The following is a 25361-nucleotide window of genomic DNA, read 5'->3' as shown; positions in this document are numbered from 1 at the left end:
GATCAGCGCAGCTTCAACGTCGACAGGCCCAGCAGGGCCAGGGCGCCGGCGATGATCCAGAAGCGGATGACGACGGTGGATTCCGGCCAGCCCATCTTCTCGAAATGGTGGTGGACCGGCGCCATCAGGAAGATGCGCTTCTTGGTCAGCTTGTAATAGCCGACCTGGATCATGACCGAGGCGGCCTCCATGACGAACAGGCCGCCGACGATGCCCAGCACCAGTTCGTGCTTGGTGGTGACGGCGATGGCGCCCAGCGCGCCGCCCAGAGCCAGCGAACCCGTGTCGCCCATGAAGATCTTGGCCGGCGGGGCGTTGTACCAGAGGAAGCCCGCGCCCCCGCCAATCATGGCCGCGCAGAAGATGGCCAGTTCACCCGCGCCAGGCACGTGGTGGACCTGAAGATACTGGGCGAAGACGAAGTTGCCGGCGAGGTAGGAGATTACGCCGAACGCGCCCGCCGCCATCATCACCGGCACGGTCGCCAGCCCGTCCAGACCGTCGGTCAGGTTCACCGCATTGGAAAAGCCGACGATGGTGAAGGCGGCGAACGCCACATAGAACCAGCCGATGTTCAGCAGCACGGCCTTGAAGAAGGGGAAGGCGATCGACGTCTCGAGCCCCGGCGAGGTCGGCGAGACGGTCATCCACAGCACGGTCAGGACGCCGGCGACGACGGCGACGACGGTCTGGGCCAGGAGCTTCTGTTTCGAGGTCAGGCCGGCCGAGGTCTGTTTGGTCACCTTGGCGTAGTCGTCGATGAAGCCCAGCACGCCGAAGGCCGCCGTCACGAAGCTGACGATCCAGATGTAGGGATTGGTCAGGTCGCCCCAGAGCAGCACCGCCACGCCGATGCCGGCCAGGATCATCAGACCGCCCATGGTCGGGGTGCCGACCTTGGACAGGTGGGACACCGGGCCGTCGTCGCGGATCGGCTGGCCCCGACCCTGTTTGGCGCGGATCCAGTTGATGAAGCGGCTGCCCATGGCGACGGCGACGATCATGGCGGTGGCCATGGCAAGCGCCACACGCACCGTCTGGTACTGCACCAGGTTCAGCAGCGGATACTGGTGCGCCACGTCGGCGTAGTAGAGATAGAGCAGGTAAAACATTCGGCTTCCCTATCGCGTCGTGGGCGTCGTGTCGCGGCCTTGAAGGTCGGCGAGCGCTTTGGCCACCAGCGAGGCCTTGGAGCCGTTCGAGCCCTTGACCATGACGATGTCGCCGGGCGCGACCAGCAGGGCCGCCTCGGCCGCCAGTTCCGCCGCCGTCGCGCGCCAGACGCCGCGTCGCGAGACCGGAAGTGCGTCGTAAAGCCAGCGCATCTCGGGCCCGGCGGCGTGGACGAGGTCCAGGCCGGCGGCGTCGATGGGGCGGGCGAGGCCTTCATGCAGGTCGCGGCTCTGCTCGCCCAGCTCCAGCATGTCGGTCAGCACGACCACGCGGCGGCCCGAGGTCGAGCGCGCGCCCAGGGTCTTGAACCCGGCGGCCATCGACAGCGGATTGGCGTTGTAGCTTTCGTCGATCAGGGTGAAGGCGCCGTCCGGCGTCGTGACCGTGCGGGTTTGGCCGCGTCCGGCCAGAGGCTGAAATCCGGCGAGGGCCTCCAGGCCCGTGTCCAGCGTTACGTCCAGAGCGTCGAGCATCAAGAGAACGCACAGGCTGTTCAGGCCCCAGTGGGCGCCGGACTGGGCCAGGCGATAATCGATGCGTCGCCCGAACAGTTCGGCCGCGATCGACGCGCCCTCGGCGTCAGGCCGGAAGTCCAGCAGGCGGGCGTCATGGCCGGCGTCGGATCCAAAAGTCAGCAGGCGCGCGCCGACCGCCTTGGCCGCGTCGCACAGGACAGCCGAGAAGGCGACGTCGCCGTTCGCCACCGCCGCACCGCCCGGCACAAGACCCTGGAAGATGGTCGCCTTTTCGCGCGCGACCCCGGCCTCGCCGTCCGCGAAGGCCTCGATATGAACCGGACCAACCGTGGTGACGCAGGCGGCGTGGGGGGCGACGAAGCGCGACAGGGGCGCGATCTCGCCGGGCGCATTCATGCCGATCTCGAACACGGCGCGCTGGGTCTCGACCGGCATCCGGGCCAGGGTCAGGGGGACGCCGATGTGGTTGTTGTAGCTCTTGATCGACCCGTGGGCGGGACCGGCGAGGTCGAGGCCCGCTTTGATGGCCTGGGTGACGCTGGTCTTTCCGACGCTGCCGGTGACAGCGCCGCGCTTCACATGGGGCGCGCGCTCGCGGGCGGCGACGCCCAGGGCTTCGAGGCCGCGCAAGGTGTCGGGCACGACGACGCACGGGCCGCCCTCGACCGGGTGTTCGACCAGGGCGGCCGCAGCGCCCGATGCGAAGGCGCCGCTGGCGAACTGATGCCCGTCGCGTTCGCCCTTGAGCGCCAGGAACAGATCGCCGGGGACGATCTCGCGGCTGTTGTAGGTCAGGCCCGTGATCGGGCGGTCGTCGCCGTGCAGCACTCCGCCCGTGGCGGCGGCGACTTCGGCGGCCGACCAGAGCGGACGGGCGGAGTGTTCAGGCATAGAGAGACAGGGCCTCGGACGCGACAGTGGCGTCGTCGAAGGGGTGGGTCACGCCCGCGACGATCTGACCCTGTTCATGCCCTTTTCCGGCGATGACCACCACATCCCCGTCACGCATCATTTCGACAGCGGCCTCGATGGCGGCGCGGCGGTCGCCGATCTCGATCCCGTCCGGGCAGCCGGCGCGGACCTGGGCGCGGATGGCGGCGGCGTCTTCGGACCGCGGATTGTCGTCGGTGACGATGGCGATGTCGGCCAGCCGCCCGGCGATCTCGCCCATCAGGGGACGCTTGCCACGGTCGCGGTCGCCGCCGGCGCCGAAGACGACGATCAGTCGACCGGTCGCGTGGGGACGCAGCGCGTTCAGAACTGTCTCAAGCCCGTCGGGCGTGTGGGCGTAGTCGACATAGACCTCGCCCCGGCCTTCCTGGCCGCCGTCGATGCGTTGCAGGCGGCCTTGCGCGCCGGTCAGGCCTTCCAGCGCGCCGATGACGGCGTCGGCAGGATCGCCGGCGGCGATGCACAGACCGGCCGCCACCAGGGCGTTGGACGCCTGAAACGCGCCGGCCAGGGGCAGCAGGATTTCGCGGATGTCGCCGCGCACGTCGATGGTCAGACGCTGGCCCTCCGGCGTCGCACGCCGGCCGATCAGGGTCAGGTCGCGACCGCGCTCGCCCACGCCCATGACGCCCAGGCCCGCCATGATCGAGGCGGAGGCGAAGACCGAATAGGCGTCGGAATCGGCGTTCAGCACGGCGGTGCGGCCGCGCGGCAGCAGGGTCTCGAACAGGCGCATCTTGGCGGAGCGGTAGTCCGCCATGGTGCCGTGATAGTCGAGATGGTCCTGGGTCAGGTTGGTGAAGGCGGCGGCCTTCAAGGCCACCCCGTCCAGGCGGCGCTGATCGATGCCGTGGGACGAGGCCTCCAGCGCGACGTGGGTCACGTCCTTGGCGGCCAGTTCGGCCATCAGGCGCGCGGCCTCGGCGGCGTCGGGGCTGGTCAGGCCGGGGCCGGTCAGGGCGTAGGTCTTGACGCCTTTTTGGCCGATGACGCCCAGCGTGCCCATGCTGGCGGACTTATGGCCGATCCCGGCCCAGATCTGGCGGCAGAAGGTGGCGACCGACGTCTTGCCGTTGGTGCCGGTCACGGCGACGCAGGTCTTGGGCTGGGCGCCGTAAAAGCCGCGCGCGGCGATGGCGTAGGCCCGGCGCACGTCGCCCGAGGTGACCAGAACGGGCGCCGCGCCATCCGGCGTGTCGGTCGGCGCCAGAACCGCAGCCGCGCCTTGCGCCAGGGCCTGGGGGATGAAGGCGCGGCCGTCGGCGGCCGTGCCCGGCAGGGCGACGAACAGGGCGCCGGGCGAGACCTTGCGGCTGTCGGCGGTGACGCCGGTGATGACGGGGTCCGAGGAGACGTCGCGGCGCAGCAGGTCGGACAGGTGAAGCGCGCTCAAAGCCCGTCCCCCGCCACGTCCTGATACTGCGGGATCTTCTCGCCCGAGGCCGTGCGCCAGCGGTCGTCGCGGCGTTCGACGCCCAGGAAGCCGGCGATGCGGTCCGCGATATTGTGCACGGCGGGCGCAGCGACATAGGCGCCGGTCTTGGGATAGGTCCCCGGCTCGTCCATCACGATCAGGATGGCGTAGCGCTTGCCGTTCAGCGGGCCGTCGACGGGGAAGACCGCCGCGAAGGAGCCCAGGGCGTGGCTGGGGTCATAGCGACCGCCGACCAGCTTGTTGGCCGAGCCGGTCTTGCCGCCGACCCGCAGGCCCGGCGCATCGGCGAAGCCGCCCGAACCCTTGACGACATTGCGACGCAGCAGGTCGAGAATGGCGCGCGAGGTCTCTTCGGTGACGACCTGTTGCGGCTGGACGTTGCGGGCGCCGCCCTTGCGCAGCGACAGCGGGATCATCCGACCGCCGTTGGTCAGGGCGCCCATGGCCTGAACCATCTGGGCCGGGGTGATCATGATGCCGTAGCCGAAAGACAGCGACGCCAGGGTCGAGTTGTCCCAACGACGCGGCACGACCGGCTTGGCCGATTCCTTCAGCTCGATCTTGGCTGCGTCCAGCAGGCCCAGGCGGCGGAAATAGTCGCGCATGGTGTTGGGGCCCATCTGCACCGCCAACTGCGACGTGCCGATGTTGGAGGAGTGCAGATAGACCTCTTCCAGCGTCATCACCCGGTTCTGGGCGTGGAAGTCCTTGATCTTGCGATCGCCGATCTGGAAGGCCTGGGAGGCGTCGAATAGGGTGTTCATGTCGGCCCGGCCGGTGTCGAGGCCGGCGGCGACGGTGAAAGTCTTGAACACCGAGCCCATTTCGTAGTGGCCCGAGACGGCGCGGTTCAGCGTGGCGCCGTCGGGCGCAGCGCCGCGGTCGGCCGAGTTGAAGGTCGGCCAGGACGCCATGCCCAGCACCTCGCCGGTCTGGACGTCGGTGACGATGCCGACGGCGCCCTTGGCCTGGTTCTTGATCGCGGCGGCGGCGAGTTCGTTTTCCAGCACGCCCTGGACGCGCAGGTCGATGGACAGGGGGAAGGCCTCGCCGCGCTGACCCGCCGCGCGGATCTCGTCGTTAAAGGCCAGTTCGGCGCCCGAGACGCCCTGCCCGCCCGTGTCGGCGTCGCCGATCAGATGGACGGCCGAGGTTCCCAGCGGATAGGCGCGGCGGTCCTCGGGCTCGAAGGTGACGCCGCCCAGCGCCAGGTCGTGGACGGCGGCCTTTTCCTGAGGCGTCAGGCCGGTCAGGGCGATCAGACGACGGTCGCCGCCCAGCACCTTCTTCAGCCGCTCGGCCGAGATGCGCGGCAGGGCTCGGCGGATCTGGCGATAGGCCAGGTCGCGATCCCAGATCTCGGCCGGGTCGATGTAGAGGCCGTAGTGGATGATGTTGGTGGCCAGCAGCTCGCCATTGCGGTCCGTCAGGTCGCCGCGCACCAGAGCGTTCGGATTGACGCCGCGCCCCAGCCCATTGGCCGGTGCGAACAGGGCCTTGTACGACGCGCCGATGGCCAGACCGCCGAAGACGCAGGAAAAGACGATCAGAATCAGGAAGATGCGGACGCGCGTGTCCTCTTCCGGGCGGGCGTCGGCGCGGGCGCGCTCGAAGCCGTGCTCCAGCCGCCAGACCAGTTCGGTCAGCCAGCGCCAGAAGGGCGACAGGCGGCCTTGCAGCCGTTCCTGGAAATCGGCGCCCGGCGCAGGGCGATGATAGCGATGGTCCTGAACGCTCATTGCGCCGGCTCCGGCGAGGGCGTGGGGACGGGCGCGTCATCGGCGACGGCGGCGGGCGCCGGCGCGGCTGGGGGAGCAGATGCGGCGGGTTGAGCGGGGACGGGTTTCAGGGCGGTCAGCTGACCTTCCTTGGCCTGACGGGCGACGGCGACAGGGGCCATGCCGATCTGGCGCGACAGGCTTTCCAGACGCGCGGGCTGCTCCAGCCGGGCGACCTCGGCGCGCAGCAGGCGGACGCGCTGGCCGTTCTCGCGGATGTCCTGTTCGATCTGGGCGATGCGGCTGCTTTCGCGCGCGGCAGCGGCCTTGGCCGCATAGACCGACACGATCATGATCGCGACCAGGGCCACGCCGATGATCTCGACCCAGCGCACGCCGCGCACCTTCCAGTCGAACAGACGCTGCAGGGCGGTGCGGGAATAGGTGAAGAAGGGCGCCGTGGTCATGCCGCCGCTCTCCCATCGATCCGACCCCAGGCCGGGGCGTCGGTGCGCACGGCGGCGCGCAGCTTGGCCGAGCGGGCGCGCGGGTTGGTGGAACGCTCTTCGTCGCCCGCCTCGCGCGCGCCCTTGAACTGAAGCGTGAAGCTGGGCTTGCGCGGATCGACGGCCATCGGCGCATGACGCGAACCGGCGGGGCTGTTGCCCGTGCGCTCGGTCAGGAAAGCCTTGACGATGCGGTCTTCCAGCGAATGGAAGGTGACGACGGCGAGGCGCCCGCCGGGGGCGAGCGTCGCCTCGGCCGCCTCCAGACCGCGTTCCAGCTCGCCCAGTTCGTCGTTGACCGCGATGCGCAGGGCTTGGAACACGCGCGTCGCCGGATGGATGGGCGCGCCGCGACGGCCGCCCAGGGCCTTTTCGACCACCTCGGCCAGATCCAGGGTGCGAGTGAACGGCTGTTCGGCGCGACGACGCAGGATGGCGGTGGCGACGCGGCCCGACTGGCGCTCCTCCCCATACAGTTTGAAGATGTGCGCCAGCGGACCGTGGTCCCAGGTATTGACGATGTCGGCTGCGGTCGCGCCTTCATCGGACATGCGCATGTCCAGCGGACCGTCGCGCATGAAGGAGAAGCCGCGCTCGGCCTGATCCAGCTGCATTGAAGAGACGCCGATGTCGAAGACGGCGCCGTCCAGCTTCGCCTTGCCGCTGTCGGCGAACGCCTGAGCCAGACCCGAGAAGGGGGTGCGGATCAGCTGGAACTGGCCGGGGAAGTCGCTGGCGACGGCGTCGGCGTGCGGCTGGACCGTCGGGTCGCGATCCAGGGCGACGACTTGGGCGCCCGTTTTCAGGATGGCGCGGGTGTAGCCGCCGGCGCCGAAGGTGGCGTCGATCACGACGTCGCCGGGCGCGGGCGCCAGGGCCTCGATCACCTCGGTCAGCAGGACGGGGGCGTGGGGAGAATTGGCGGAAGCGTCCGTCACGATCCGCCTCCCGCCAGCTTCATCTGGGCCGCCAGCTTCAGGGCGCCGATCTGGGCCATGCCGGCCTTGGCCAGGGCGCGCTGTTCGGCGCGGCGGGCCGCCCATTTCTCGCGCGACCAGATCTGGAAGCGGTCGTTCAGGCCGACGATGACGACGGTGTCGCCCAGACCCGCCTCGGCGCACAGCGCCTCAGGCAAGGTGATCCGACCGCCGGAGTCGTAGGCGAGACGCACCTGCTCGCCCATCACCTGCCACTCCAGCGCCGAACGCTCTTCGGAGCCGAACGGCAGGGCTTCGATCATCTCGGCATAGACGGCGAACAGGCGGTCGCCGCCCGCCTCCAGGCAGTCGGCCTCGATCGAAGGGAAGATGAAGACGCCGCCAGCGGCGCCGTTTTCGGTCGTGCGGAAATCGTTGGGGATGAGGAGACGGCGCTTGCCGTCCAGCTGCTTCTCATAGGTCGAGAGAAACACGCCCTGTCCAATCGAGCCCTTCGGCCCGTCCCTAGATGCCCTGACGAACGCCCGCCGCGCCCGCCTCTCAGCCCCAAATCATGATGCTGGGATAGCATGGGATGAAATGGGCCTCAATGGGATCGAGGCCAAGATTTAACCATGTTTTGACGTGTGACGACTTAAGCACGCTCGAACAGCTGGAACATACACGGAACAAATGAAGTATTCACAGGCTGTGCGTCGTTTTAACCTTCTATTGCCAGACAATAGGTTAACGCCCGCCAACACGCGGGACCGCCGCCAGAACGCTGAAATGCGGGGATAATCCGAACGCGGGCCCAAACATCACGCGAGCCATCACCGGCTGGGCGGGTGGGAAGCGCGCTAACGGGCCTCAAGTAGGCCGAAGGCCGATAGGCCCAGTAAAAAAGTATGCCAGACGGCCTGTAAGCCGGGTTTTGTTCCGCTCCGAAGCCGAGGCCCGGATCGGCGACGATCATTCCTCTGGACCGACCATTGCTGATCGGTTCTCGCGACCTACCCGGACATCTGAGGCGGTGAGCCCCGCGAGCGAGCCCGCGCGATGTCCCTATTTGGTCTTGCTCCAGGCGGGGCTTGCCATGCCGTCCCTGTTGCCAGGTCCGCGGTGGGCTCTTACCCCACCCTTTCACCCTTACCGGTCTCGCAAGGCCGGAGGTTTGCTTTCTGTGGCGCTATCCCTCGGGTCACCCCGGGCGGAAGTTATCCGCCGCCTTTTCACCGTGGAGCCCGGACTTTCCTCGACGGACGCGAAGTCCGCCGCGACCGCCCAGCCGTCTGGCGCGCGCTAGATGCGCGTTAGCGGCGCGAACGTCAATTCAATACGCCCGTGGCGCTCTCGGCGCTGGCCAGCTGGAGCAGGCCGACCAGGCGGGCGCGGGTTTCGCCGTCGGCGACGCCGTCGACGCGGGCCGGGCGCCAGTGACGCTGGAAGGCGCGGACGGCGGTTTCCACGGCGGCGTCGTAGTCGCCGCCGGCTTTCAGGCCGTAGCCCAGCCGATGCAGGCCGGCGCTGAGCACCATCGGGCCGATGCCCTGATCGCCGTTCTGCAGCAGGCCGCCCAAGGCCTGCACCCGTTCGGCCGCCGGTTCGAACCACAGGCCGTGCCCGGCCTCGGCCAGGCGTTTCCAGGGGAAGAGCTCGCCCGGATCTTCCTTGCGATCCGGCGCCAGGTCGGAATGGGCGATGATGCGGTTGTCGGCGATGGTCCAGCGACTGCGAATGTCGGAGATCAGGGCGATGACGGCCGCGATCTGCGCTTCGGGGAAGGCGCGATAGCCGAACTCATGGCCGGGATTGACGATCTCGATGCCGATGGAGGCGGCGTTGCAGTCGTCCTCGCCCTGCCAGACGCCGCGGCCGGCGTGCCAGGCGCGACGCTCCTCGGGCACCAGCTGGAAGACGCGACCGTCTTCCTCGACCAGATAGTGGGCCGAGACCTTGGCCTCGGGGTCGCGCAGGCGGGCAAGGGCGGCCTCGCCGGTCTGCATGCCGGTGTAGTGCAACACCAGCATGTCCGGCGGCGCACGGCGCGCGTCGAAATTGGGAGAGGGCGCGTCGATGTAGGACGTCATGGGCGGCGTCGGCTCAGCGGCCGTTGCGCTCCCAGCCATAAGCGACCCAGGCGCCGTCCACCTTGTGGGCCTCGATCAGGTCGGGATCGCTGTTGCGGCGACGCGGCGCGATATTGCGGCGGGTGCGCATGACCAAACCGACCAGAAAGACCAGAACGCCGGCGAACAGGGCGATGACCGCCACGGCCGCAGCGGTGAAGACGGCGAGGACGGCGCCGACCGCCATGGCGCAGACGGCGGCGATCATGCCGGCGACCCACAGGACGGACGCCACCAGGCCGTTGGGACGGCGGCGGGCGGCATGGCCGATAGCGGCGAGACGTTCAGGCTGGAACATGGATCATCCTTTCAGGCGATCCGGGGAACGCCTGACAGGCAATGTCGGTCCATCGGGGCCTGCGGTCAATGGACCGCGACGCACGGTCGCGTGCGCCGCGCTCCGTCAGAAGATCGGCTGATCGGCCAGAACCACCGCGCCCTGGCTGCGCATCCGGTCGCTGTCGATCCGGCGCATCACGGCCTGGGCCTGGGGATCGGCCATGACGCCGCCCAGCATGACCAGGGCCTTGGCGGCCTCGGTCTGGACGCCGAACATTTCCGACAGGGCCTCGAACGGCGACTGCTGCTTGGGGAAATGCTTGAAGCGGACGGGCTCGTTGTCGGGGATCTTGGCCAGTTGGCGGGCCTTGTTCACCGCCTCGGTCACGCCGCCCAGCTGGTCGACGAGGCCCAGCGGCAGGGCCTGGGCCCCGGTCCAGACGCGCCCCTTGGCGATTTCGCGCACCCGGTCCGGCGAAAGTTTGCGGCCCGTCGCCACACGGGCGATGAAGTCGTCGTAGATCCGGTCCATCGAACCGGCGAAGGCCGCGCGCTGCTGGGGGGTGAATTCCTGCGTCGGCGAGAAGGCGTCGGCGTATTCCCCGCCCACCGTCAGCTCACGCATGTCGACGCCGAACCGGCCCAGCGCATCGGCCAGCACGAACTTGCCGCCGAACACGCCGATCGAGCCGGTCAGGGTCGTGGGCTGGGCCACGATCCAGTCGGCCTCGGAACTGATCCAGTAGCCGCCCGAGGCCGCATAGGCGCCCATGGACACCACCACCGGCTTGCCCGCCGCCCGCGCCGCGCGCACGGCGGCCAGGATCTGCTCGGACGCCTCGGGCGAACCGCCGGGCGAAGAGACGCGGAACACGATCGCCTTGACGCTCTTGTCCTCGATCGCGTCGTAGATGGCCTCGGCCGTGTCGTCGGAATGGATGGACGAGCCGCCGCCGAAGCTGGCGCCGCCGCCGCGACCGGTGACGATAGCCCCCTCCCCGCCGACGATGGCGATGGCGTTCTTGCCCGAACCCGTGCGTTCGCCCTTCTGGCTGGCATATTTGCCGAATTCGACGATCTCGGCGCCCTTGCCGGCGCGGGTCTTGATGGCGATCTCGGCCTCTTCGACCTGGCCCACCTTGTCGATCAGCCGATTGCTGAGGGCCTGTTCGGCCGAATAGGGGCCGGCCTCGATCACCGTCTTCAGCGCCGGGGCCGTCGTCTTGCGATCCTTGGCCGCATTGGCCAGGGCGGTGTCGTAGATCGACGTCATCCAGGCCGTCATCGCCTCGCGGTGCGGGCCGGTGTAGTCGCTCTGGGTGTATTCGTTGACGGCGTTCTTGTACTCATAGCGCTGTTCGAACTCGGGTTTGACGCCGTATTTCTGGAAGGCGCGGCCCAGGAACAGGCTGTCGGCCGAGAAGCCCGTGGCCTGGAAGCCGGCGGTGTTCTGCATCCACAGCTCCGACGCCGAGGCCCCGACCATATATGTGGACATGACCGCGCCTACGGGTGCGAAGCCCTGGCTGTGGGCGATGACCGGCTTGCCTGCGTTGCGGAAGCGGTGGATGGCCTGGCGCAGCTCGTCGGCGGTGGCGGGCGTCATGCCGCTTTCCGGCAGGCGGATCAGCAGGGCCTTGACGCTGCTGTCGCCCTGGGCCTGATGCAGGCCATCCACCACCTCGGTCAGGGCCAGGCCCGAACCGCCGAAGGCCGCGAACGGATTGGACGACGGCTGGTCGCTGATCCCGTCGCGGAGATCCAGCTCCAGCACGGTGGTCGCGGGCGTCGTCGGCTTGGACGACGAGGCGACGGCGACCGTCAGCAGCACCACCGGAATGACGACGACGAACAGGATCAGCCCGGTGAAGACACCAAGGACCGTCAGGAAGAATTGCTTCATCGGAGAGAAAACGCGCGCTCGCAGGCCGGAAATGGCGTCGCCAGCATAGGGGGACACGGGCCGTCGTCAAATGAAGCGCGTGCATTCCTTTGCTAGACTTGGCGTTCGCAGCCGCACCCGATTGCTGCGACGCAGCGCGCCGATTGATGCGGGGATCGGAAATCCCTATATGAGCCGCCTGTCAGCGAGGGCCTGCGCCCCGCGTGTTTTTTGGAGACCGCACGATGCTGGTCACCCTGATGAAGTCCAAGCTGCACCGCGCCACGGTGACCCAGGCCGATCTCGATTACGAGGGATCGATCGCCATCGACATGGACCTGCTGGACGCCGCCGGCATCTATCCGCACGAGCAGGTCGATGTGCTGAACATCACCAACGGCGCGCGCTTCACCACCTATGCGATCGAGGCGCCGCGCGGTTCCAAGGTGATCGGCGTCAACGGCGCCGCCGCCCGCCTGGTGCAGAAGAACGACAAGGTGATTGTGGTCACCTACGGCCAGATGCCCCAGGAAGAAGCCCGCCAGTGGAACCCGAACGTGGTCCTGCTGGACGACGCCAACGCGATCAAGAGCGCCGGCTGAGTCGTCTCGGCTCTAAGAATGCAAAAGGCCCGCCGGCGACGGCGGGCCTTTTTTCATCCGCTCGATGCGATCAGCGAGCGATGTCGTAGACGCCCGAGATGTCGATCCGCACCGTCAGCTCGCCGGCGGAAACCGGGGTGCTCTCGGCCCGATCCATCGACACGGCGCGGGCGGCGAATATCGGCGGCATCGGCGGCGGGGGCGAATAGCCGCCGCCCTCGGTCAGGTTGCGGATGCCCGACAGCTGGACGTTCAGCGACTGGGCGTACAGCTGGGCCTTGGCCTGCAGGTTGCGCACGGCCAGTTGGCGCGCCTGATTTTCGGCGGCGGTCGGATCCTTCAGGCCAAAGCTGATTCCGTCGATCTGGTTGACGCCCGCGGCGACCACGGCGTCGGCCGTCGTGCCGACCTTGCTCAGGTCGTTGATGACCACGGTCACGCGGTTGACCGCCTGATAGCCGCGCAGCTTGGGCGGCTCGTTCTGGACGTAGTCGTATTGCGCCGACAGGTTCAGGCCCGAGGTCTGGATGTCGCGTTCGGCGACGCCCGCGCGACGCAGGGCGGCGACGACGCGCGTCATTTGCGCAGCATTATCGCGCATGGCGGCCTGGGCGGTCGGCGCCTCGGTCTGGACGCCGAAGGTTATGGTGGCCATGTCCGGCGCGGCCTTGACCTCGCCATAGGCCGACAGGTTCAGCGACGGCGCGGGCTGCATCATGTGCATGGCTCCCATTGAGGGTTCTGACGCCTGGGCCATGGCGCGCGGCGTGGCGGCGGCCAGGAAGGCGGCGGCGGCGACGGCCCCGCCGAAAGCGACGGTCTTCAGCGAAACGGTCTTCAGGGGAGCGGCGGCCAGGGTGCGGGTCATGCAGTCTTCTCCGTAAGCGATCCGGGACCGGCGCGTTCGCCGATCCGTTGCAACGACCTTGGCCGTTCTCGCCTGAACCAACGCCCGTGCGGCGTGGCAGTTTCCGTTCATCTTCGTGAAATCGCCGAAAGATCGCCTTCTTGCCCGCCTCCGCTTGGCAAGCCGCGCCCTCGCCTGCTAGGCGACACACCTACCGCCGAGGCGCGCCTTGGGGGCCTGTAGCTCAATGGTTAGAGCCGACCGCTCATAACGGTCTGGTTGGGGGTTCGAGTCCCTCCGGGCCTACCACCCCCTTCGTTTTCGACAATGAAAACAACGGGTTTAGGTGGTTTGACACTCAGGGTTTGACACCGGCCGTTCTCTTTTCGGCCTTTTCGAGCTTGGCGATCGCCGTGTCTGCAAGCTTCGCCTGGTCCGCAGAACGCGTGTAGGTCTCGACCTCGTCGAGGCTGGTGTGGCCCAAGACGGCGGCGATTTCTTTGGTCGTTGCGCCAGCTTCGGCCAGCCGCCGGCCCGCCGCCTTGCGCAGGCCGTGCGGGGTGCGGCCCGTCACGCCGGCGAGCGTCGCGCGCTCCACGAACCAGCTGGTGAAGCCGGCTGGCGAGAACGGCCTGCCGTACTGCGTCAGGATGAATGTCATCCGGGCGCCATGCCGGGCGATCTCGGCCCTCAAACGTGGGTGGACTGGGATCCAGATCGGGACGTCGGTTTTGTCCTGAGTGACGGCGATCCGGCCGTTCTTGACGTGCTGCTGACCCATGCCGACGACGTCCGACCGGCGCACGCCTGTATAGAGCAAGAGGTACAGCGCGAGTCGTTCACGTGTGCCCTCCCCCCACTTCGCTTCGAACGTCTCGATCTCGGCTTCAGACCACGGGATGAAACCCTTGGACTTGCGTTTGCGGGACTTGGTCTCGCGGACCGGGTTGTCCTTGCGCCAGCCCAGTTCGACGGCGACAGCGAAGGCTTTCATCAGACGCTTGCGCAGATTGCGCTGGGCGCCGGGCCGATCGGCCATCTGGTGAAAAATGCCGTTCAGATGCTGCGGCTCGATCGAGACGGCCGACCGGCCGCCCCAAGCTCCAGCGCGAAAGCGATCCAGGATCTGGCGATAGGTCTTCTGGGTCTGAGGCTCGAGATCGAGGAAGTCGGCCGAGCGATAGTATTCGACCATCAGGTGGTTGATCGAGCGCGGCTGGACCTTCGTCGCGGGGTCAGCCTTGGGCGCGCGGCCGTGCGCTACGGCATAGGCCGCCATGAACTCGGCCGAGCCTGGATCGCCCGGCAACCCCACTGTCGCGTAGCCCTTGCGCCGGTAATAATGGCGTATCCGCCCATGGCGGTCTTTGAACCGCTGGACATAGGCCAGGTCGATCGTCGCCATGCCGTTCATTGGGGCAGAACGTCATCCCACTCGTTCCGCCCGCTCGCCTTTGCTGCGGCGACCTCCATCCGGTCGCCCAACACCAAGCGAAACCCGCCTTCCTTGGGGAAGTCAACGGCGGCGACCTGATGGCCGCACTTCTCCATCACGCCCATAGCGCGCTTGATGTCCGCTGCGGTGAAGGCGACGCGGCTGGTCATGCGGCCAGCATGCGGACCGAGGGGCCAGACCGGTTCGTCATCACTGGACACCACAGTCTGCTTGTGCAGAAAGCGACGCATGAATACTCGCGCACAGATCGTCACTTGGACCGCATTCTGCGTGTTTTGCTTCGTGGCGGTTTGGATCGCCCTGTTTGGCAGTTCGGCTGAACCCCTCCTTCGATGGCTTGATCGAAATGAGGAGACGGCTGCGTGGGTGCAGGCCTTCGGCTCGATTGCTGCGATTCTTGCCTCGGGTGGTGTAGCGGTTTGGGTTTTCAACCGAGAAGCCGAGCATCGACGAGAAGAGCGTCTGCTTGCAGGCGTTGAGTCGCAACTCGGCGCGGCGCGGGAGTTGCAAACCGCCATTATGATGATGAACTCGTCTTACGGTATTTGCCTGAAAAACACCGAGGCGGGCGATTGGACGCCCTTTAAGGTTCGACTGGTCGAGGAAGGCTTCCGTGTCGCACGCGAGCTCTTGATGGCTATCAAAGGCACGGATCTCCCTCCCCGCCTTGAGCTTCAGCGCGGGATCCTTTTCGCATCTATTGCAGGAGGTCTCGCATTCATTGCGAAGGTGAGCGATGAACTGCCGCTTCAACCCTCGCCTTCCGCAAAGGCTGTAAGGTCGTCCATTGAATCCTTGGCCGAGGCGCAAGCCAAGGTGAATGAGTTCATTTACTGACGCGCTGCAAAATATCATTCGCGCACCATGGCGTCGAGGTCGGCGCGCGGCGCGTTCGGCAGTGGATCGTGGACGAGGGTAGAGATGGTCAGCAGTGGACACAACAAACCACAGTCCGCGCGCTATCCGGTTATCGATCGCGCGTGCTTCAGACTTATGGCCGGTATCGGCGCAGCGCTCATTGCCATCGTATGGGTGGCTGCGTTTGGAACGTCGCTGAACCCCATGCTTGCTTGGTTGCGCCTCAATAATGGCCCTCTCCAGGCTGTCGCCGCATTTACGGCGATCGGCGTCAGCGCTTTGGTGGCCTGGTGGGTGCCCTATCGGGCCGCTCTGGATCGGCGGCGTTTTCTCAAGAGAGCCTCCGCCTCCAACTTGGCATTGTGCGCAGACGCAATAGGCCAAATGGCTCGCCTTCTGTTCGAAGAAGCCGAAAGCGAGGGGTATAAGAAGACCGGGAAAGGCGGGCGGATAGGATACGATCTCTCCCACTACCGGTCGTTGCTGCTGACCTTCCCGGCCGCTGAGCTCGCGGACCACGAAATCCAAAGCCGAATGCTCCGAATGCAGAACTGCTTGGTCCGCACCGAGGCAGTGGCTGATTGGTACAACAATGGTGCTCCACGCAACGCGGCGAAGGCTTCGGAGGGCGCTTTGAAGATTTACCGGGGTGCTTGCGGTGTCGCCGAGATCGAGCCGCTGGCTCTCGAAGAACTGATGGCTTCGAGAAGTGCTGCTGAGGTGCCTAAAGGACTTTGACGTCACGCCGCGTCCTTTATGTCGTCGGCCATGACCAGCCGGTTGCGGCGCAGGGCGGCTTGCAGGACGTCGCGGCCCTTGCCGTCGAGGTAGGCGTGGCCGATCATGCGGTCGCGGTCGTTGCCGGCGTCCAGGGCGAAGACGGAGACGGCGCGGCGGTTCTGGGTGTCGCCGTCGATTTCGAGGTCTTCGATCTCGACCAGTTCGAGGGCCTGAAGGCCGCGCTCGCGCTGGATGTGGCGGGCCAAGGCTTCCACGTCGGGGAAGGCTTTCGGCTTGTCGGCGGGGTTGGCCGTCAGGATGGCGAAGCGAACGTCTTGGGACATGCGGTGTCTCCGGCGATACAGGTTGCGGGGTGCGGGGGTCGGCAGGTTGTGAGCGGCCAGCAGGGCGACGCCTTCGATCCAAGGGCGGTCCATCAGGCGGCCTCGTCTCGATCGGTTTCGGCCTCGGTCTCGTGCCGGGCTTCCATCTCGGCTTGATGAGCTTCCGCCGACTTGATCGGCGGTGTGGGCAGGCCGGCTGCCGAGTTGACCGCGACGACCACGACCTGAAGGAAGGTCGTTTCGAGATCGTCCGGGTTCCAGACCTGTAGGTCGGGAAGCTGATCGCCGTTGGCGTCGATCACTTCGCCGTTGTCCAGCAGGGTCCACGGCAGCGGTTTCTCGATGGCGGCCGTGGCTTCGACGGTCGCCGCTTTCAGATCTTGTGGCGGCGCGGCAGCAGCGGCGTTCAGCGCTTCAAGGTGGCGCTGACGAATGGCGGCGGCCCTCGCCGCGACTTCGGCTTGTTTAGCGGCACGGGCGGCGGCGAGTTGAGCAGACACTTCCTGTTCTCGCGCCCGCTCGTCGAGGATGGCTTGTCCCTCGGGCGTCAGATCGAACGGTGCGTTGAGCCAAGCGGTGAGATAGGCCGTGCCCTCGCTGCTGCTGCCGACCCAGTCCTTCTGTCGCAGATGCAGAGAGGCGTGACGCTTGGCTTCATCGTCGACGACAAGATCCGCCCATGCATTCCGGCAAGCGTCGCCAATCGTCCAATTGGGGAATGAGACTCGGTAGTGGCCTGGCTCGTTCGTCCATTTGGCAGGTTCCTCCGACACTTTCAGTATGCCGGCCTCAGCAAGGCTGACGACAGCAGGGTCGGTGCGCGCACTGGGGCCGACGGCGATGGATGACCCAAGGTAGCTGGAGTGTTTTCTCATCGCGACGGCAACTTCTGCGATGACCAGTTGCTCCTCGGGCGACAGGTTGCCCGGTCGCCATGCCGCATCCTTCGCGTCCTTGTTGGCCAGCCTCTGGCGGGCGTCGCGCACCGACAGGTGTTTGGGGTCGTCGCGGGGCAGGGTCATCCGCTGCTGATCGGCCTCGTCCAGCTTCAGGAAGCGGCGGTGCTGCTGGACGTGTTCGGGGGTGTAGCCGAGGCGTTCGGCGATCAGCTTGTTCTCGAAGCCCAGTTCCGCCAGCTGCTCGAAACCCTTGGCCTTCTCGATCGGGTTCAGCTTCCGACGCAGCAGGTTCTCGGCGATGGCGGCGAAGCGGGTTTCCTTGGCGTCGCGGTCCAGCAGGCGGGTCAGGATCGGCTCTTCGGCTTCCCAGTCGCCGTCGTTGATCGCCTCGCCGATGGCGCGCCAGCGGCGTTCGCCGGCGACCAGGCGATAGCGCGGCAGGGTCAGTTCGCCGGCCGGGGTGACGACGGTGATTGTCGCGTCCTGAAGATCATCCTCGGCCATGGGCCGCACGACTAGGTTCTGAAGCAGGCCGTTCTTGACGATGTCGGCGCGCAGGGCGTCCAGCTCATCCCTCGCCTCGTCGCTGGTCCAGTCCTGACGGGCGTTGTCCGGATCGGGCAGAATCTGGTCATGGCGCAGCGCCAGCAGGCCGTCCGGAAGGCCCTCCCCGCCCTCCGCGGTTTCGGCGCGGTTGATGGCCTCGAGCTGCAACAGGCCGTCCGGAGTGAGGCCGTTGGCAATCGGCTCGGCGAGCAGCAGGCCCGCCCCCTCCATCCCTTTCAGCGTCTTGCTGAGGTTGGAGTGGTCGCGGCCGATCAAAGCCGCCAGGGCGCTGATCGACGGGATTGTCCGGCGGCCCGCCGGCGTGGCCAGGGCGCGCAGGACATCAGCGTTCTGGACGGCGAGGATATTCAGTTCGAGCATGATCGGGATCCGGTCAGGCGAAGGCGCGCAGCGCGCAGATGGCGGCGGCGATCAGGGTGGCGACGATGAGGAAGCGGGCGCCCGTCTTGTTCGGACGGGGGTTCAGCGGGCCGCCATCCGGCGAGCGTCGATCGGCCTCGTCGGCGACCTGATCCAATCGGAGGGCCGTGCCGAAGGCCCCGGCGAAGGCGTTGTCGGCGCGCAGTCTGTGGGCGACAGCACGCGCGTCGTCCGAGGTCAGCAGGCGGTCGTAACCGGGCATGACGACGGCGATGCGCGTTTCTCGGGCGATATTGCGCGCCGCCACGATGCACGGCTCGGTGTAGCAGGACGCCTCCATCGCGAGGACGCAGTCGGCGACGCGATCGACGCCGGGGCGAACGGATCGGGCGACCATGGCGTCGACCCGCTGCGCCAGGCGCAGGGTCGATCCGGCGGAAAGGTGACGAACCGGGTTCGTCGGGAAGGGCAGGACGTTGGACATGGCGCGGACGCTCCCGTGGGTGGGTGTCCGCACCGGACCCGGCGGGATTGCCGGTGGCGCTAGGGCAACGCCTTGTCGGTGCGGACAAGGCATAGCCCGTCGCCTGCGCAGCCCAGAGTGGGACAGCGCACGTGACGCCGCCCAGGCCATCCTCCGCAACGACGCCGAACTGCTGAACCTTCTGGTCAAGCATGAGCTGCTGCCCGAGGGCGGGGTGCGTGGCTGGAAACGGATGAAGGACACCGACCCGGTCGCCTATGCCCAGTATCTGATCGGCATCGGCATGTGGCTGACGTCGGTCGAGTGCGCCCTCGTCGGCGTGATCGCATGGACCGGCATCAACACCGAAGATGGCGCGCCGGCCTCGGTCGACCGCGAAATCTTGGAAGTGTTGCTGCTAGACGAAGCGCTGAGCGATCAGATTCTCAGCGTGGTGACGGAGGCGGCGCAGCTGTTGATCGTCGAGGGGGAGCCCTTCGGGGCCTCGCCGAATGGCTCTTCGGCGCCAGGGACGATGGCGTAGGCCCCGACCACTGTTTCAACTGCCAGAAGATTGCCGCGCCCTGCAGCCAGGGCGTCGCAATCGAAGGACGCCGCTGCCCTCGCTTCGAACACGCCTGCAGCACGGCCGAGGGGGTTGAGGTGTGGGACGCCGTCCAACGCGCCGGCGCCTGGACGGGCGGCGGCATGACGCCACGCCGGATAGATAGGACGGCGATCCGGGCGCGCCTGGATCACGTGCCGGCGTGGATCCTGGAAGTGCTGCTGGACGCCTTCGAACCGGCCGCCCTGAAGGCCTCCGGCGTCGCCGAAAAGAAGCGCGAAACGTCTGACCCGAGCGCACGCCGTGCGCAGGTCCGAGAGGATGCTGCCGATGACTGATACGACAGCAGGGCGCGGCGGCGTCGGCATTCGCCTGTTCATCCAGGGCGGCGAAGTCGTCAAACGCACCTTCAACCAGGTCGGCGACAGTGGCCGAAAGATGTGGGCTGAGATCGCTCTTGGCGAGAAGTCGGCCAACCCTGCAATCCGCGCTCTCTCGCTTGGAGCGAATGAGGTCAAGCAAGGCTTCGAGGGGCTGGCCAGTCGCGCTGGGTCAGCCGGCGTCGCGCTTGGCGCATTTGGAGTCCTTGGCCTGACCGCTGCCGCCGCTCTCGGCGCGTTAGCGATCGCGACGCAAGGCGCCTTCGAAGCGATGAAGGGCGCCGCCGATCTCACCGATGCTGCTGATCGCATCGGCGTGGGCGTCGAGGCTCTGCAGCAGTGGCGCTATGTGGCCGATGAAGCCGGCGTCGATACCGCCACGCTGGAAGGCGTGATGGAGAAACTGAACGGCACGATCGGCAAGTTCAAGCTCGGCCTGGGTGATGGCAAGCTGAAGCCTGCTTTCGAAGAGCTGGGCATCACGAAAGAGCAGTTGGCCAACGTCCAGACGGCGGACCAGATGCTGCTGCTGTTGGCGGACACGCTGGGCCAAGTGAAAGATCGCGGTCAGCAGGTCGCCTTGGCCCGAACGCTGGGTGTCGAGGAGGCTCTGCCCGTCATCCGCCTGGGCCGCGACGAGCTGGAGCGACTAACTGCTGCGGCAAGTGACCTTGGCCTCGTACTCGATACCGAGGTGAACAAACGTCTAGATGAGTCCGATCGCAAGATGGAGTTAGCCGGGCAGCAGATGCGGGTCGTGCGTGACACGGCCGTTGCGCCGCTCGCTGACATCTTCGCCGACGTTGCCTCCGAACTGGCCGGCATGGCGGTTGAGTTCTCGAAGATCGAAAGCAAAGCGCCCAGTTGGATCCAGGCTTTCCTCGCGATCGGCCGTGCTATCCCTGGCACCGGCACGATCCAGCGCGCTGGCGAGTTCGCTTTGGGCCGCACTTTTGGCAACCTCGTCGGCCCCGGTAACACCACCAACTCAAACGCCGCCGGCACGTGGGACCGGGACGACGTGATGAGCGGCCTGACGGCTTTGGGGACCTCGCCTAAGGGAGACTTCGCGCCCCTGGGTCACACCTCGCGCGGTGGCGGCGGCGGCGCGTCCTCGGCAGCCGCTGCCGCACGTCAGCGCGAGCGCGAGGCCGAGCAACGTCGTCAGCGCGAAGAGCGCGCGCAGCAGCAACTGGAGCGCGCCACCGACGACATCGCCGAGTCCTATGACAAGGGCAACCTGTCGATCGAGGGCAAGGCCGCCTATGAGGTGGCGGATCTCGAGCTGGAGCGGGCTGCCAGACTGCGCGAGATTGCGCGGGCGGAAGAGGAATACATCCGCTCCAAGGGCCTGCGTGGCCTGACGGAGGCTGAGGCCGAACAGCTGCGCGCCAAACAGGCCGAGCTGACCGAGCAGAAGAAGGCCATCGTCGAATGGGACCGTCGACGTGAGATCGCGGCGCGTCGCCTGAAGGATGATGAGGACGCTGCGACGGCCGCGAACGACCTCCTGGATATCGACGCCCAGATTGTCCGCACTCAGCGCGAGCGTCATCGCATCGAGCGCGAGATCCTGCTGGCCACCATCGAGATCGCCCGGAAGCGCAAGGCCTTTGAACTTGAAAATGATCCCGAGCTCGATGATGAGCAGCGCGGCCAGCGCATGGCGGTCTTCAATCGGGGCGCCTCGCGCCGGGTCGAACTGTTCGACCATCAGGAGACCGAACGTCTCCGGGCGCAGTTCAAGTCCTACGGTCGGGAAGTCACCGACGCGATCCGTGAAGGCCGCATCGGCGAATACATCGGCGACCAGCTGAAACAGCGGCTGATGGACGGCGCGCTGGATCAGTTGTTCAACCTGTTCGCCAGCGCCGGGGGCGGCCCTGGCGGCGCCAGCGCAGGCGGCGGCGGGGGCTGGATGTCGACCGCGTTCAATGCGGCGAAGTCGGTCTTCGGCGGCGGCCGTGCCGCCGGCGGCGGCGCTGATGCCGGACGCTTCTACCATACGGTCGAGCATGGTCGGCCCGAGCTGTTCATGATCGGCGGCTCCGGCCATGTGACCAGCGCCGTCGAAACCGCGCGAATGCTGCGCGAGAGCATGGCCGAGACCGGCGGTTATGGCCGCCCGCCTGCCCCAGCAGGAGTGGGCGAAGTGTTAGAGGTGCGCGTGGACAAGTCCTCACTGTTCGACGTCGAGGTTCGCCGTGTCGCCCAGCCACTGGCCGAGCAGGCGCGCGTAACCGGCGCGGCCGACGCCATCAACGCCTCGCGTCGTGGCGCCGCCGCCGTTCAGCAGCAGCAAATGCGGTTGGGCAAGTAATGGACGCCTATCCCTTTGATCTTCTGCCGCCGGGCTCCGAGCGCTGGCGACTGACATCGGTCGCCATCAGCGGCGGGGTTCGCGTCGCTTCCGGTCCTGGCCTGGCACGTACAGACGGTGGCGGCTTCTGGACCTGCTGGATGAACGAGATCGAGCTGGTGACGCGCGCGCAGATCAAGGCGGCGCGCGCGCTTGAAGCAGTGCTGGACGGCGGGGCCTCCTCGATAGTGGTGCCGGCGTTCGAATGGGCGTTCAGCCCTGAACTGGTGGCTCACGCCGATGGGACGCCTTTCGCGGATGGCAGTCTTTACCAGAGCAGCAGCGTCGCCAGCGCGACGACGGAAGCGGCGGCGCTGCGTGCGACGTCGCTTCGGGTGAGTTTCGTCGGTGGCGTGCCGCTGGAGGCCGGCGAAAGGTTCTCCATCGTTCATGCGACCAAGGGCAAGCGGCTTTACACGGTCGCGCGGGTTCAGGACGTCGAGCCGGGCGGCTATAGGATCGAGGTTCGGCCACCTTTGCGAGAGGCGGTCACGTCCGGCGTAGGCTTGGACTTTTCGACGCCCGGCTGCGTGATGCGTCTGGCCAACCCTGACGAGTTCCTGGGCGCCATCGATCCTCATCACGAAAGCATGGCCAACGCCGTGTGGGTTGAGGCCTTCTGATGCTTCCCGCACAGGCCGCTGCCATGTCGGCGCTTCAGGCCCCAAGTTACTCCCTGTTCTTTCTGCTGAAGACGAAGACTCAAGGCTACGTCCGTGCCTGGCTGGGCGTCGGCGATTACGATCTGCCGGCCGACGACGTCGATCAAGAGGGCGGGACGTATCTCGGTATTGGTTTGGTCGGCGAAATCCCTGCGCTGAGCCAGTTGATCGGCGGGCTGGGTGAACGGGTCGAGTTCACCCTCAACGGCGCAGATGAGATCACTCTATCCTTGGCGGATGATGATGCCGACGAGGTCCGATCGGCGCCCGTCAACGTTGGCGTCGTCTTCTTCGACGAAGACTGGCAGCCGGTGGATAGCGTCGCCTGGCTTTGGGATGGTGTTGCGGATGTCCCTGCCGTGGACCGCAGCGCGACTGAAGACCAGATCACCCGGCGCGTCACCCTCTCCGTCGGCTCTGGCTTTACCGATCGCACCCGGCCGCAGTTGGCCTTCTACACCGACGCGGAACAGAAACGCCGGTCGCCGACAGACACTTTCTGCGCGCGCGTGGCGGGCTATTCGGTCGACTCCACCATCACATGGCCGGCGCCGGGCTGATGTTGGACGACTTTCTGGAGCGGATGGCCGCCACGCCTTTCGTGGACGGCGCGACGGACTGCGTGCTGACGCCAGCGGCTTGGGTGGTCGCGAATGGCTGGCCTGACCCCGCGGCCGATCTTCGGGGGCGCTACCGGACCCCTCTAGGACGCGAGCGGCTATTGAAGCGGCTCGGCGGCATCGAGCGTGTCGTTGGCGAAAGGATGTCGGCTGCGGGCCTCGGCATGACGGCGCATCCCCGACGCGGTGATGTTGGATTAGTCGCTCTGCACAGTCAGATCTTCGGCGCGATCTCGCTAGGCGAGCGATGGGCCATCCAGTCCAAGGCCGGCCTGTATTCCGCATCGCCCAACCGTGTCTTGAAAGCCTGGAGTGTGTTGCATGGCTGATCCGGTTTCGGCGGCGGCGACCGCATTCGCGACCTGGGCCGTCAGCGCGGCCGGGGCAACCGCTGGATCGATCGCAGCGACTGCGATCTACGTCACCGCCTATGCCGCCGCCTACGCCGCCATCACCACGACCGTCACCCTGGGTCTGAGCGCCATCGCGCGCTCATCGCTTCCAGATGTCGAGGGGCAGAAGGTCACGCGGAAACAACCTCGTCCGATCCGCGTCCATGCCGTCGGCGGTCCGTCGCGGATGTCGGGGGCCTATATGCTCCGAGAGGCCGTAGGGAACAAATACGGCGCCGTGCTGGCCGTCTGTGAAGGCCGCCTAGCCTCCGTCGATGCTGTCTATGAGCATGACAACCTCATCACCCGGAACGCTGAGGGCTGGGTTCAGGGCATGGCCGGCGAGCAGTTCGGCTCCGGCGACCTGTTGCGGATCCAGACCCGTCCCGGCAATCCGACCGAGACCCACTATGGGATGCTAACGCCGAACTTCGGCGCCTATTGGCCGACCACAGCGCGGGGCGACGGCATCGCCTCTATCGGCATCTTCGCCCAGCACCGTTCACGCGAGAGCTTCGCGCGACATTTCCCGAACGGCGAACCCGTCGTCTCCATCGTCGCCGCTGCCGTCTGCTACGACTGGCGCGATCCTTCGCAGATTAGAACTGACCCATCGACCTGGAAAGCGAGCTGGAACCCGGTCGTCTGGCTGGTCTTCGTCGAGTGGCATCGCCATGGCCGGCGCTGGGAACGAAGCATTGCGCCGGTGCTGGATCAGCTGACGGCCGAGGCCGACTATTGCGACCAGATCGTCACCCGCAGCGGCGTAACTGAGGCGCGTTATCGGTGCGCCGGCAACTATCCGGTCAACACCGAGCCGCAAGCCGTGCGCAAGGCCCTGCTGTCCACATTCGACGGGTGGATGTCGCTGGACGGTCGAGGTCGTCTGATCGTGAAGGCGGGACGGTATGTCGAGCCGACCTTCGTCCTGACGGGCGAACACATCGAGGGCTATAGCTGGCGCGCCTTCCAGACCGACGAAGAGGCCTGCAACGTCCTGGTCGTGTCGTTTGTCGATCCAGCGAAGGACTATACCGAGGTCGAGGCCGGCACGCTGTTCCACCAGGACGACATCGACGATCGCAACGGCGTCGAGCGTTCGGAGGCCCTGCAACTGCCCTGGTGCCCGAGCGGGACGCAGGGGATGGAGCTGGCCCGTCGCAAGATGACCCGCCTGACGGCCAAGCGTCGAGGCCAGGTGCGCAGCTCGGTCTATGGTTTGAACGGTCTGGGCGAGCGCTTCATCCGTATCCAGAACCCTGAACTGAACTCCATGGCGGATGTCGTGGTCGAGGTGACGAACGTCGAACTGGCCATGGCCAACGCACAGGTCGTGTTTGATGTGGTGTTAGCGGACACAGAGATCGATGCGGGTGAAGCCGCCGCACCATCGGTGCCGCCGGTCGATAAGCCGCCTGTCGTTCCCGGCGAGCAAGAGCCAGCCCGCAGGTTGATCAACCTGTCGGTTCCATACCCCACGTCCGCGACTGCCGACACGATCTCCATTCTCGCTTTCAGTGGCGTATTGCCCGACGGCTCAACGCTGAGCCTGCCTGCCGCCACGGTCACGGGCCTGGCTTCGCTGACCCAATACGGCGTGTTCTGGCGAAGCGATGTCGGTTACGCCGCTCTTCCTGGTGATTTCGCCGCCAACGCCCTGGCGCTTGGTTCTTGGGTCTTCATCGGCTGGCAGGCGACGTCTGACGGGTCAGGCGGCTATCCGACATCCCCTCCCTCGCCTCCTGGCTGGGGCGGCGGCGGCAGTTCGCCGATCTACGAGCAGCAGGTCGCTTAGCCGTCG

Annotated in this window: 27 protein-coding genes, 1 tRNA gene and 1 other RNA gene; 12 read left to right on the top strand and 17 right to left on the bottom strand. The window is 66.9% G+C overall.

Features of this window, described 5'->3' with window-relative positions; genetic code table 11:
- Positions 1-2: 2 nt before the first annotated feature.
- From mraY to LG306_RS06630, 7 genes are read right to left on the bottom strand one after another with little or no spacing between them, the layout of a single operon-like run.
- Positions 3-1112 (bottom strand): phospho-N-acetylmuramoyl-pentapeptide-transferase, encoded by a 1110-nt coding sequence (gene mraY, locus LG306_RS06660; RefSeq protein ID WP_017504532.1) that lies wholly within the window; start codon positions 1110-1112, stop codon positions 3-5.
- Between the two features lie 9 nt (positions 1113-1121).
- A complete protein-coding gene (gene murF, locus LG306_RS06655) occupies positions 1122-2540 on the bottom strand; it encodes a UDP-N-acetylmuramoyl-tripeptide--D-alanyl-D-alanine ligase (protein WP_404419195.1) in 1419 nt (472 codons plus the stop codon).
- Entirely contained in the window at positions 2533-3993 is a 1461-nt protein-coding gene (locus tag LG306_RS06650; RefSeq protein ID WP_404419193.1) for a UDP-N-acetylmuramoyl-L-alanyl-D-glutamate--2,6-diaminopimelate ligase, read from the bottom strand. Before LG306_RS06650 ends, murF begins: the two co-directional genes overlap by 8 nt.
- The gene (locus LG306_RS06645; RefSeq protein WP_404419191.1) at positions 3990-5774 is read right to left on the bottom strand and encodes a peptidoglycan D,D-transpeptidase FtsI family protein; all 1785 of its coding nucleotides are present in this window, start codon (positions 5772-5774) and stop codon (positions 3990-3992) included. Before LG306_RS06645 ends, LG306_RS06650 begins: the two co-directional genes overlap by 4 nt.
- Complete coding sequence (locus tag LG306_RS06640) at positions 5771-6220, bottom strand: cell division protein (protein ID WP_404419189.1); 450 nt, start codon at positions 6218-6220, stop codon at positions 5771-5773. The genes LG306_RS06645 and LG306_RS06640 overlap by 4 nt, the downstream gene beginning before the upstream one ends.
- Complete coding sequence (gene rsmH, locus LG306_RS06635; protein WP_404419187.1) at positions 6217-7197, bottom strand: 16S rRNA (cytosine(1402)-N(4))-methyltransferase RsmH; 981 nt, start codon at positions 7195-7197, stop codon at positions 6217-6219. The genes LG306_RS06640 and rsmH overlap by 4 nt, the downstream gene beginning before the upstream one ends.
- Entirely contained in the window at positions 7194-7442 is a 249-nt protein-coding gene (locus tag LG306_RS06630; RefSeq protein ID WP_350224834.1) for a division/cell wall cluster transcriptional repressor MraZ, read from the bottom strand. Before LG306_RS06630 ends, rsmH begins: the two co-directional genes overlap by 4 nt.
- Between LG306_RS06630 and LG306_RS06625 the strand changes: the two genes are divergently transcribed.
- On the top strand, positions 7441-7509 hold the full coding sequence (locus LG306_RS06625; protein ID WP_350224835.1) for a hypothetical protein: 69 nt from the start codon (positions 7441-7443) through the stop codon (positions 7507-7509). The two genes, LG306_RS06630 and LG306_RS06625, sit on opposite strands and share 2 nt — an antisense overlap.
- Positions 7510-8083: 574 nt before the next feature.
- On the opposite strand, the gene rnpB is transcribed toward LG306_RS06625, so the two are convergent.
- The 4 genes from rnpB to sppA all read right to left on the bottom strand — a co-directional run bounded on the left by rnpB (position 8084) and on the right by sppA (position 11487).
- Positions 8084-8472, bottom strand: an RNA gene (rnpB, locus tag LG306_RS06620) — RNase P RNA component class A.
- Between the two features lie 32 nt (positions 8473-8504).
- The gene (locus LG306_RS06615; protein WP_404419185.1) at positions 8505-9266 is read right to left on the bottom strand and encodes an N-acetylmuramoyl-L-alanine amidase; all 762 of its coding nucleotides are present in this window, start codon (positions 9264-9266) and stop codon (positions 8505-8507) included.
- 13 nt (positions 9267-9279) lie between these two features.
- Positions 9280-9603 (bottom strand): hypothetical protein, encoded by a 324-nt coding sequence (locus LG306_RS06610; RefSeq protein WP_404419183.1) that lies wholly within the window; start codon positions 9601-9603, stop codon positions 9280-9282.
- A 105-nt stretch (positions 9604-9708) separates the two neighbouring features.
- On the bottom strand, positions 9709-11487 hold the full coding sequence (gene sppA, locus LG306_RS06605; RefSeq protein WP_404419662.1) for a signal peptide peptidase SppA: 1779 nt from the start codon (positions 11485-11487) through the stop codon (positions 9709-9711).
- 224 nt (positions 11488-11711) lie between these two features.
- Between sppA and panD the strand changes: the two genes are divergently transcribed.
- The gene (panD, locus tag LG306_RS06600) at positions 11712-12068 is read left to right on the top strand and encodes an aspartate 1-decarboxylase (protein WP_404419182.1); all 357 of its coding nucleotides are present in this window, start codon (positions 11712-11714) and stop codon (positions 12066-12068) included.
- Between the two features lie 70 nt (positions 12069-12138).
- Here the strand turns inward: panD and LG306_RS06595 are convergent, their stop codons facing one another.
- The gene (locus tag LG306_RS06595; protein WP_404419180.1) at positions 12139-12936 is read right to left on the bottom strand and encodes an SIMPL domain-containing protein; all 798 of its coding nucleotides are present in this window, start codon (positions 12934-12936) and stop codon (positions 12139-12141) included.
- Between the two features lie 212 nt (positions 12937-13148).
- Here LG306_RS06595 and LG306_RS06590 point away from each other — a divergent pair.
- A tRNA-Ile gene (locus LG306_RS06590) sits at positions 13149-13224 on the top strand.
- A gap of 49 nt (positions 13225-13273) precedes the next feature.
- Here the strand turns inward: LG306_RS06590 and LG306_RS06585 are convergent.
- Positions 13274-14320: a tyrosine-type recombinase/integrase gene (locus LG306_RS06585; protein WP_404419178.1), complete on the bottom strand. Its 1047-nt coding sequence runs from the start codon at positions 14318-14320 to the stop codon at positions 13274-13276.
- A 5-nt stretch (positions 14321-14325) separates the two neighbouring features.
- A complete protein-coding gene (locus LG306_RS06580) occupies positions 14326-14601 on the bottom strand; it encodes a hypothetical protein (protein WP_404419176.1) in 276 nt (91 codons plus the stop codon).
- On the opposite strand from LG306_RS06580, the gene LG306_RS06575 reads away from it, so the two are divergent.
- Entirely contained in the window at positions 14600-15208 is a 609-nt protein-coding gene (locus LG306_RS06575; protein WP_404419174.1) for a hypothetical protein, read from the top strand. The genes LG306_RS06580 and LG306_RS06575 overlap by 2 nt on opposite strands.
- An 84-nt stretch (positions 15209-15292) precedes the next feature.
- Positions 15293-15967 carry a hypothetical protein gene (locus tag LG306_RS06570; RefSeq protein WP_404419172.1) on the top strand — a complete coding sequence of 225 codons (675 nt, stop codon included), beginning with the start codon at positions 15293-15295 and terminating at the stop codon, positions 15965-15967.
- A gap of 2 nt (positions 15968-15969) precedes the next feature.
- On the opposite strand, the gene LG306_RS06565 is transcribed toward LG306_RS06570, so the two are convergent.
- From LG306_RS06565 to LG306_RS06555, 3 genes are read right to left on the bottom strand one after another with little or no spacing between them, the layout of a single operon-like run.
- Positions 15970-16386 (bottom strand): hypothetical protein, encoded by a 417-nt coding sequence (locus LG306_RS06565; RefSeq protein WP_404419170.1) that lies wholly within the window; start codon positions 16384-16386, stop codon positions 15970-15972.
- Complete coding sequence (locus LG306_RS06560; protein ID WP_404419169.1) at positions 16386-18119, bottom strand: ParB N-terminal domain-containing protein; 1734 nt, start codon at positions 18117-18119, stop codon at positions 16386-16388. Before LG306_RS06560 ends, LG306_RS06565 begins: the two co-directional genes overlap by 1 nt.
- Before the next feature lie 13 nt (positions 18120-18132).
- The gene (locus tag LG306_RS06555) at positions 18133-18603 is read right to left on the bottom strand and encodes a hypothetical protein (RefSeq protein ID WP_404419167.1); all 471 of its coding nucleotides are present in this window, start codon (positions 18601-18603) and stop codon (positions 18133-18135) included.
- Here LG306_RS06555 and LG306_RS06550 point away from each other — a divergent pair.
- The 7 genes from LG306_RS06550 (at position 18602) to LG306_RS06520 (ending at position 25355) form a co-directional block, all read left to right on the top strand.
- Positions 18602-19126 carry a hypothetical protein gene (locus LG306_RS06550; RefSeq protein WP_404419165.1) on the top strand — a complete coding sequence of 175 codons (525 nt, stop codon included), beginning with the start codon at positions 18602-18604 and terminating at the stop codon, positions 19124-19126. The genes LG306_RS06555 and LG306_RS06550 overlap by 2 nt on opposite strands.
- A gap of 119 nt (positions 19127-19245) precedes the next feature.
- Positions 19246-19485, top strand: a complete 240-nt coding sequence (locus LG306_RS06545; RefSeq protein WP_404419163.1) for a hypothetical protein — start codon at positions 19246-19248, stop codon at positions 19483-19485.
- A 313-nt stretch (positions 19486-19798) separates the two neighbouring features.
- Positions 19799-21847, top strand: a complete 2049-nt coding sequence (locus LG306_RS06540) for a hypothetical protein (RefSeq protein ID WP_404419161.1) — start codon at positions 19799-19801, stop codon at positions 21845-21847.
- Complete coding sequence (locus LG306_RS06535) at positions 21847-22509, top strand: hypothetical protein (RefSeq protein ID WP_404419159.1); 663 nt, start codon at positions 21847-21849, stop codon at positions 22507-22509. The genes LG306_RS06540 and LG306_RS06535 overlap by 1 nt, the downstream gene beginning before the upstream one ends.
- On the top strand, positions 22509-23108 hold the full coding sequence (locus LG306_RS06530) for a hypothetical protein (protein WP_404419157.1): 600 nt from the start codon (positions 22509-22511) through the stop codon (positions 23106-23108). Before LG306_RS06535 ends, LG306_RS06530 begins: the two co-directional genes overlap by 1 nt.
- Positions 23108-23497, top strand: coding sequence for a DUF6950 family protein (locus tag LG306_RS06525; protein ID WP_404419154.1), 390 nt, complete (start codon positions 23108-23110; stop codon positions 23495-23497). The genes LG306_RS06530 and LG306_RS06525 overlap by 1 nt, the downstream gene beginning before the upstream one ends.
- On the top strand, positions 23490-25355 hold the full coding sequence (locus LG306_RS06520; protein WP_404419152.1) for a hypothetical protein: 1866 nt from the start codon (positions 23490-23492) through the stop codon (positions 25353-25355). The genes LG306_RS06525 and LG306_RS06520 overlap by 8 nt, the downstream gene beginning before the upstream one ends.
- Positions 25356-25361 lie beyond the last annotated feature (6 nt).

The sequence above is a fragment of the Brevundimonas vesicularis genome (assembly GCF_044807075.1).
GTDB classification, from domain to species: Bacteria; Pseudomonadota; Alphaproteobacteria; order Caulobacterales; family Caulobacteraceae; genus Brevundimonas; species Brevundimonas vesicularis_G.
This window is presented reverse-complemented; position numbering and strand designations above follow the sequence as displayed.

Bases quoted from the DNA above. Each gene is read 5' to 3' on its own strand.
- mraY (WP_017504532.1), bottom strand. From the start codon at position 1,112: ATGTTTTACCTGCTCTATCTCTACTACGCCGACGTGGCGCACCAGTAT.
- murF (WP_404419195.1), bottom strand. From the start codon at position 2,540: ATGCCTGAACACTCCGCCCGTCCGCTCTGGTCGGCCGCCGAAGTCGCC.
- LG306_RS06645 (WP_404419191.1), bottom strand. From the start codon at position 5,774: ATGAGCGTTCAGGACCATCGCTATCATCGCCCTGCGCCGGGCGCCGAT.
- LG306_RS06640 (WP_404419189.1), bottom strand. From the start codon at position 6,220: ATGACCACGGCGCCCTTCTTCACCTATTCCCGCACCGCCCTGCAGCGT.
- LG306_RS06630 (WP_350224834.1), bottom strand. From the start codon at position 7,442: ATGGGCGAGCAGGTGCGTCTCGCCTACGACTCCGGCGGTCGGATCACC.
- LG306_RS06615 (WP_404419185.1), bottom strand. From the start codon at position 9,266: ATGACGTCCTACATCGACGCGCCCTCTCCCAATTTCGACGCGCGCCGT.
- LG306_RS06610 (WP_404419183.1), bottom strand. From the start codon at position 9,603: ATGTTCCAGCCTGAACGTCTCGCCGCTATCGGCCATGCCGCCCGCCGC.
- sppA (WP_404419662.1), bottom strand. From the start codon at position 11,487: ATGAAGCAATTCTTCCTGACGGTCCTTGGTGTCTTCACCGGGCTGATC.
- panD (WP_404419182.1), top strand. From the start codon at position 11,712: ATGCTGGTCACCCTGATGAAGTCCAAGCTGCACCGCGCCACGGTGACC.
- LG306_RS06595 (WP_404419180.1), bottom strand. From the start codon at position 12,936: ATGACCCGCACCCTGGCCGCCGCTCCCCTGAAGACCGTTTCGCTGAAG.
- LG306_RS06585 (WP_404419178.1), bottom strand. From the start codon at position 14,320: ATGGCGACGATCGACCTGGCCTATGTCCAGCGGTTCAAAGACCGCCAT.
- LG306_RS06575 (WP_404419174.1), top strand. From the start codon at position 14,600: ATGAATACTCGCGCACAGATCGTCACTTGGACCGCATTCTGCGTGTTT.
- LG306_RS06580 (WP_404419176.1), bottom strand. From the start codon at position 14,601: ATGCGTCGCTTTCTGCACAAGCAGACTGTGGTGTCCAGTGATGACGAA.
- LG306_RS06570 (WP_404419172.1), top strand. From the start codon at position 15,293: ATGGTCAGCAGTGGACACAACAAACCACAGTCCGCGCGCTATCCGGTT.
- LG306_RS06565 (WP_404419170.1), bottom strand. From the start codon at position 16,386: ATGGACCGCCCTTGGATCGAAGGCGTCGCCCTGCTGGCCGCTCACAAC.
- LG306_RS06560 (WP_404419169.1), bottom strand. From the start codon at position 18,119: ATGCTCGAACTGAATATCCTCGCCGTCCAGAACGCTGATGTCCTGCGC.
- LG306_RS06550 (WP_404419165.1), top strand. From the start codon at position 18,602: ATGGCGCGGACGCTCCCGTGGGTGGGTGTCCGCACCGGACCCGGCGGG.
- LG306_RS06555 (WP_404419167.1), bottom strand. From the start codon at position 18,603: ATGTCCAACGTCCTGCCCTTCCCGACGAACCCGGTTCGTCACCTTTCC.
- LG306_RS06540 (WP_404419161.1), top strand. From the start codon at position 19,799: ATGAAGGGCGCCGCCGATCTCACCGATGCTGCTGATCGCATCGGCGTG.
- LG306_RS06535 (WP_404419159.1), top strand. From the start codon at position 21,847: ATGGACGCCTATCCCTTTGATCTTCTGCCGCCGGGCTCCGAGCGCTGG.
- LG306_RS06530 (WP_404419157.1), top strand. From the start codon at position 22,509: ATGCTTCCCGCACAGGCCGCTGCCATGTCGGCGCTTCAGGCCCCAAGT.
- LG306_RS06525 (WP_404419154.1), top strand. From the start codon at position 23,108: ATGTTGGACGACTTTCTGGAGCGGATGGCCGCCACGCCTTTCGTGGAC.
- LG306_RS06520 (WP_404419152.1), top strand. From the start codon at position 23,490: ATGGCTGATCCGGTTTCGGCGGCGGCGACCGCATTCGCGACCTGGGCC.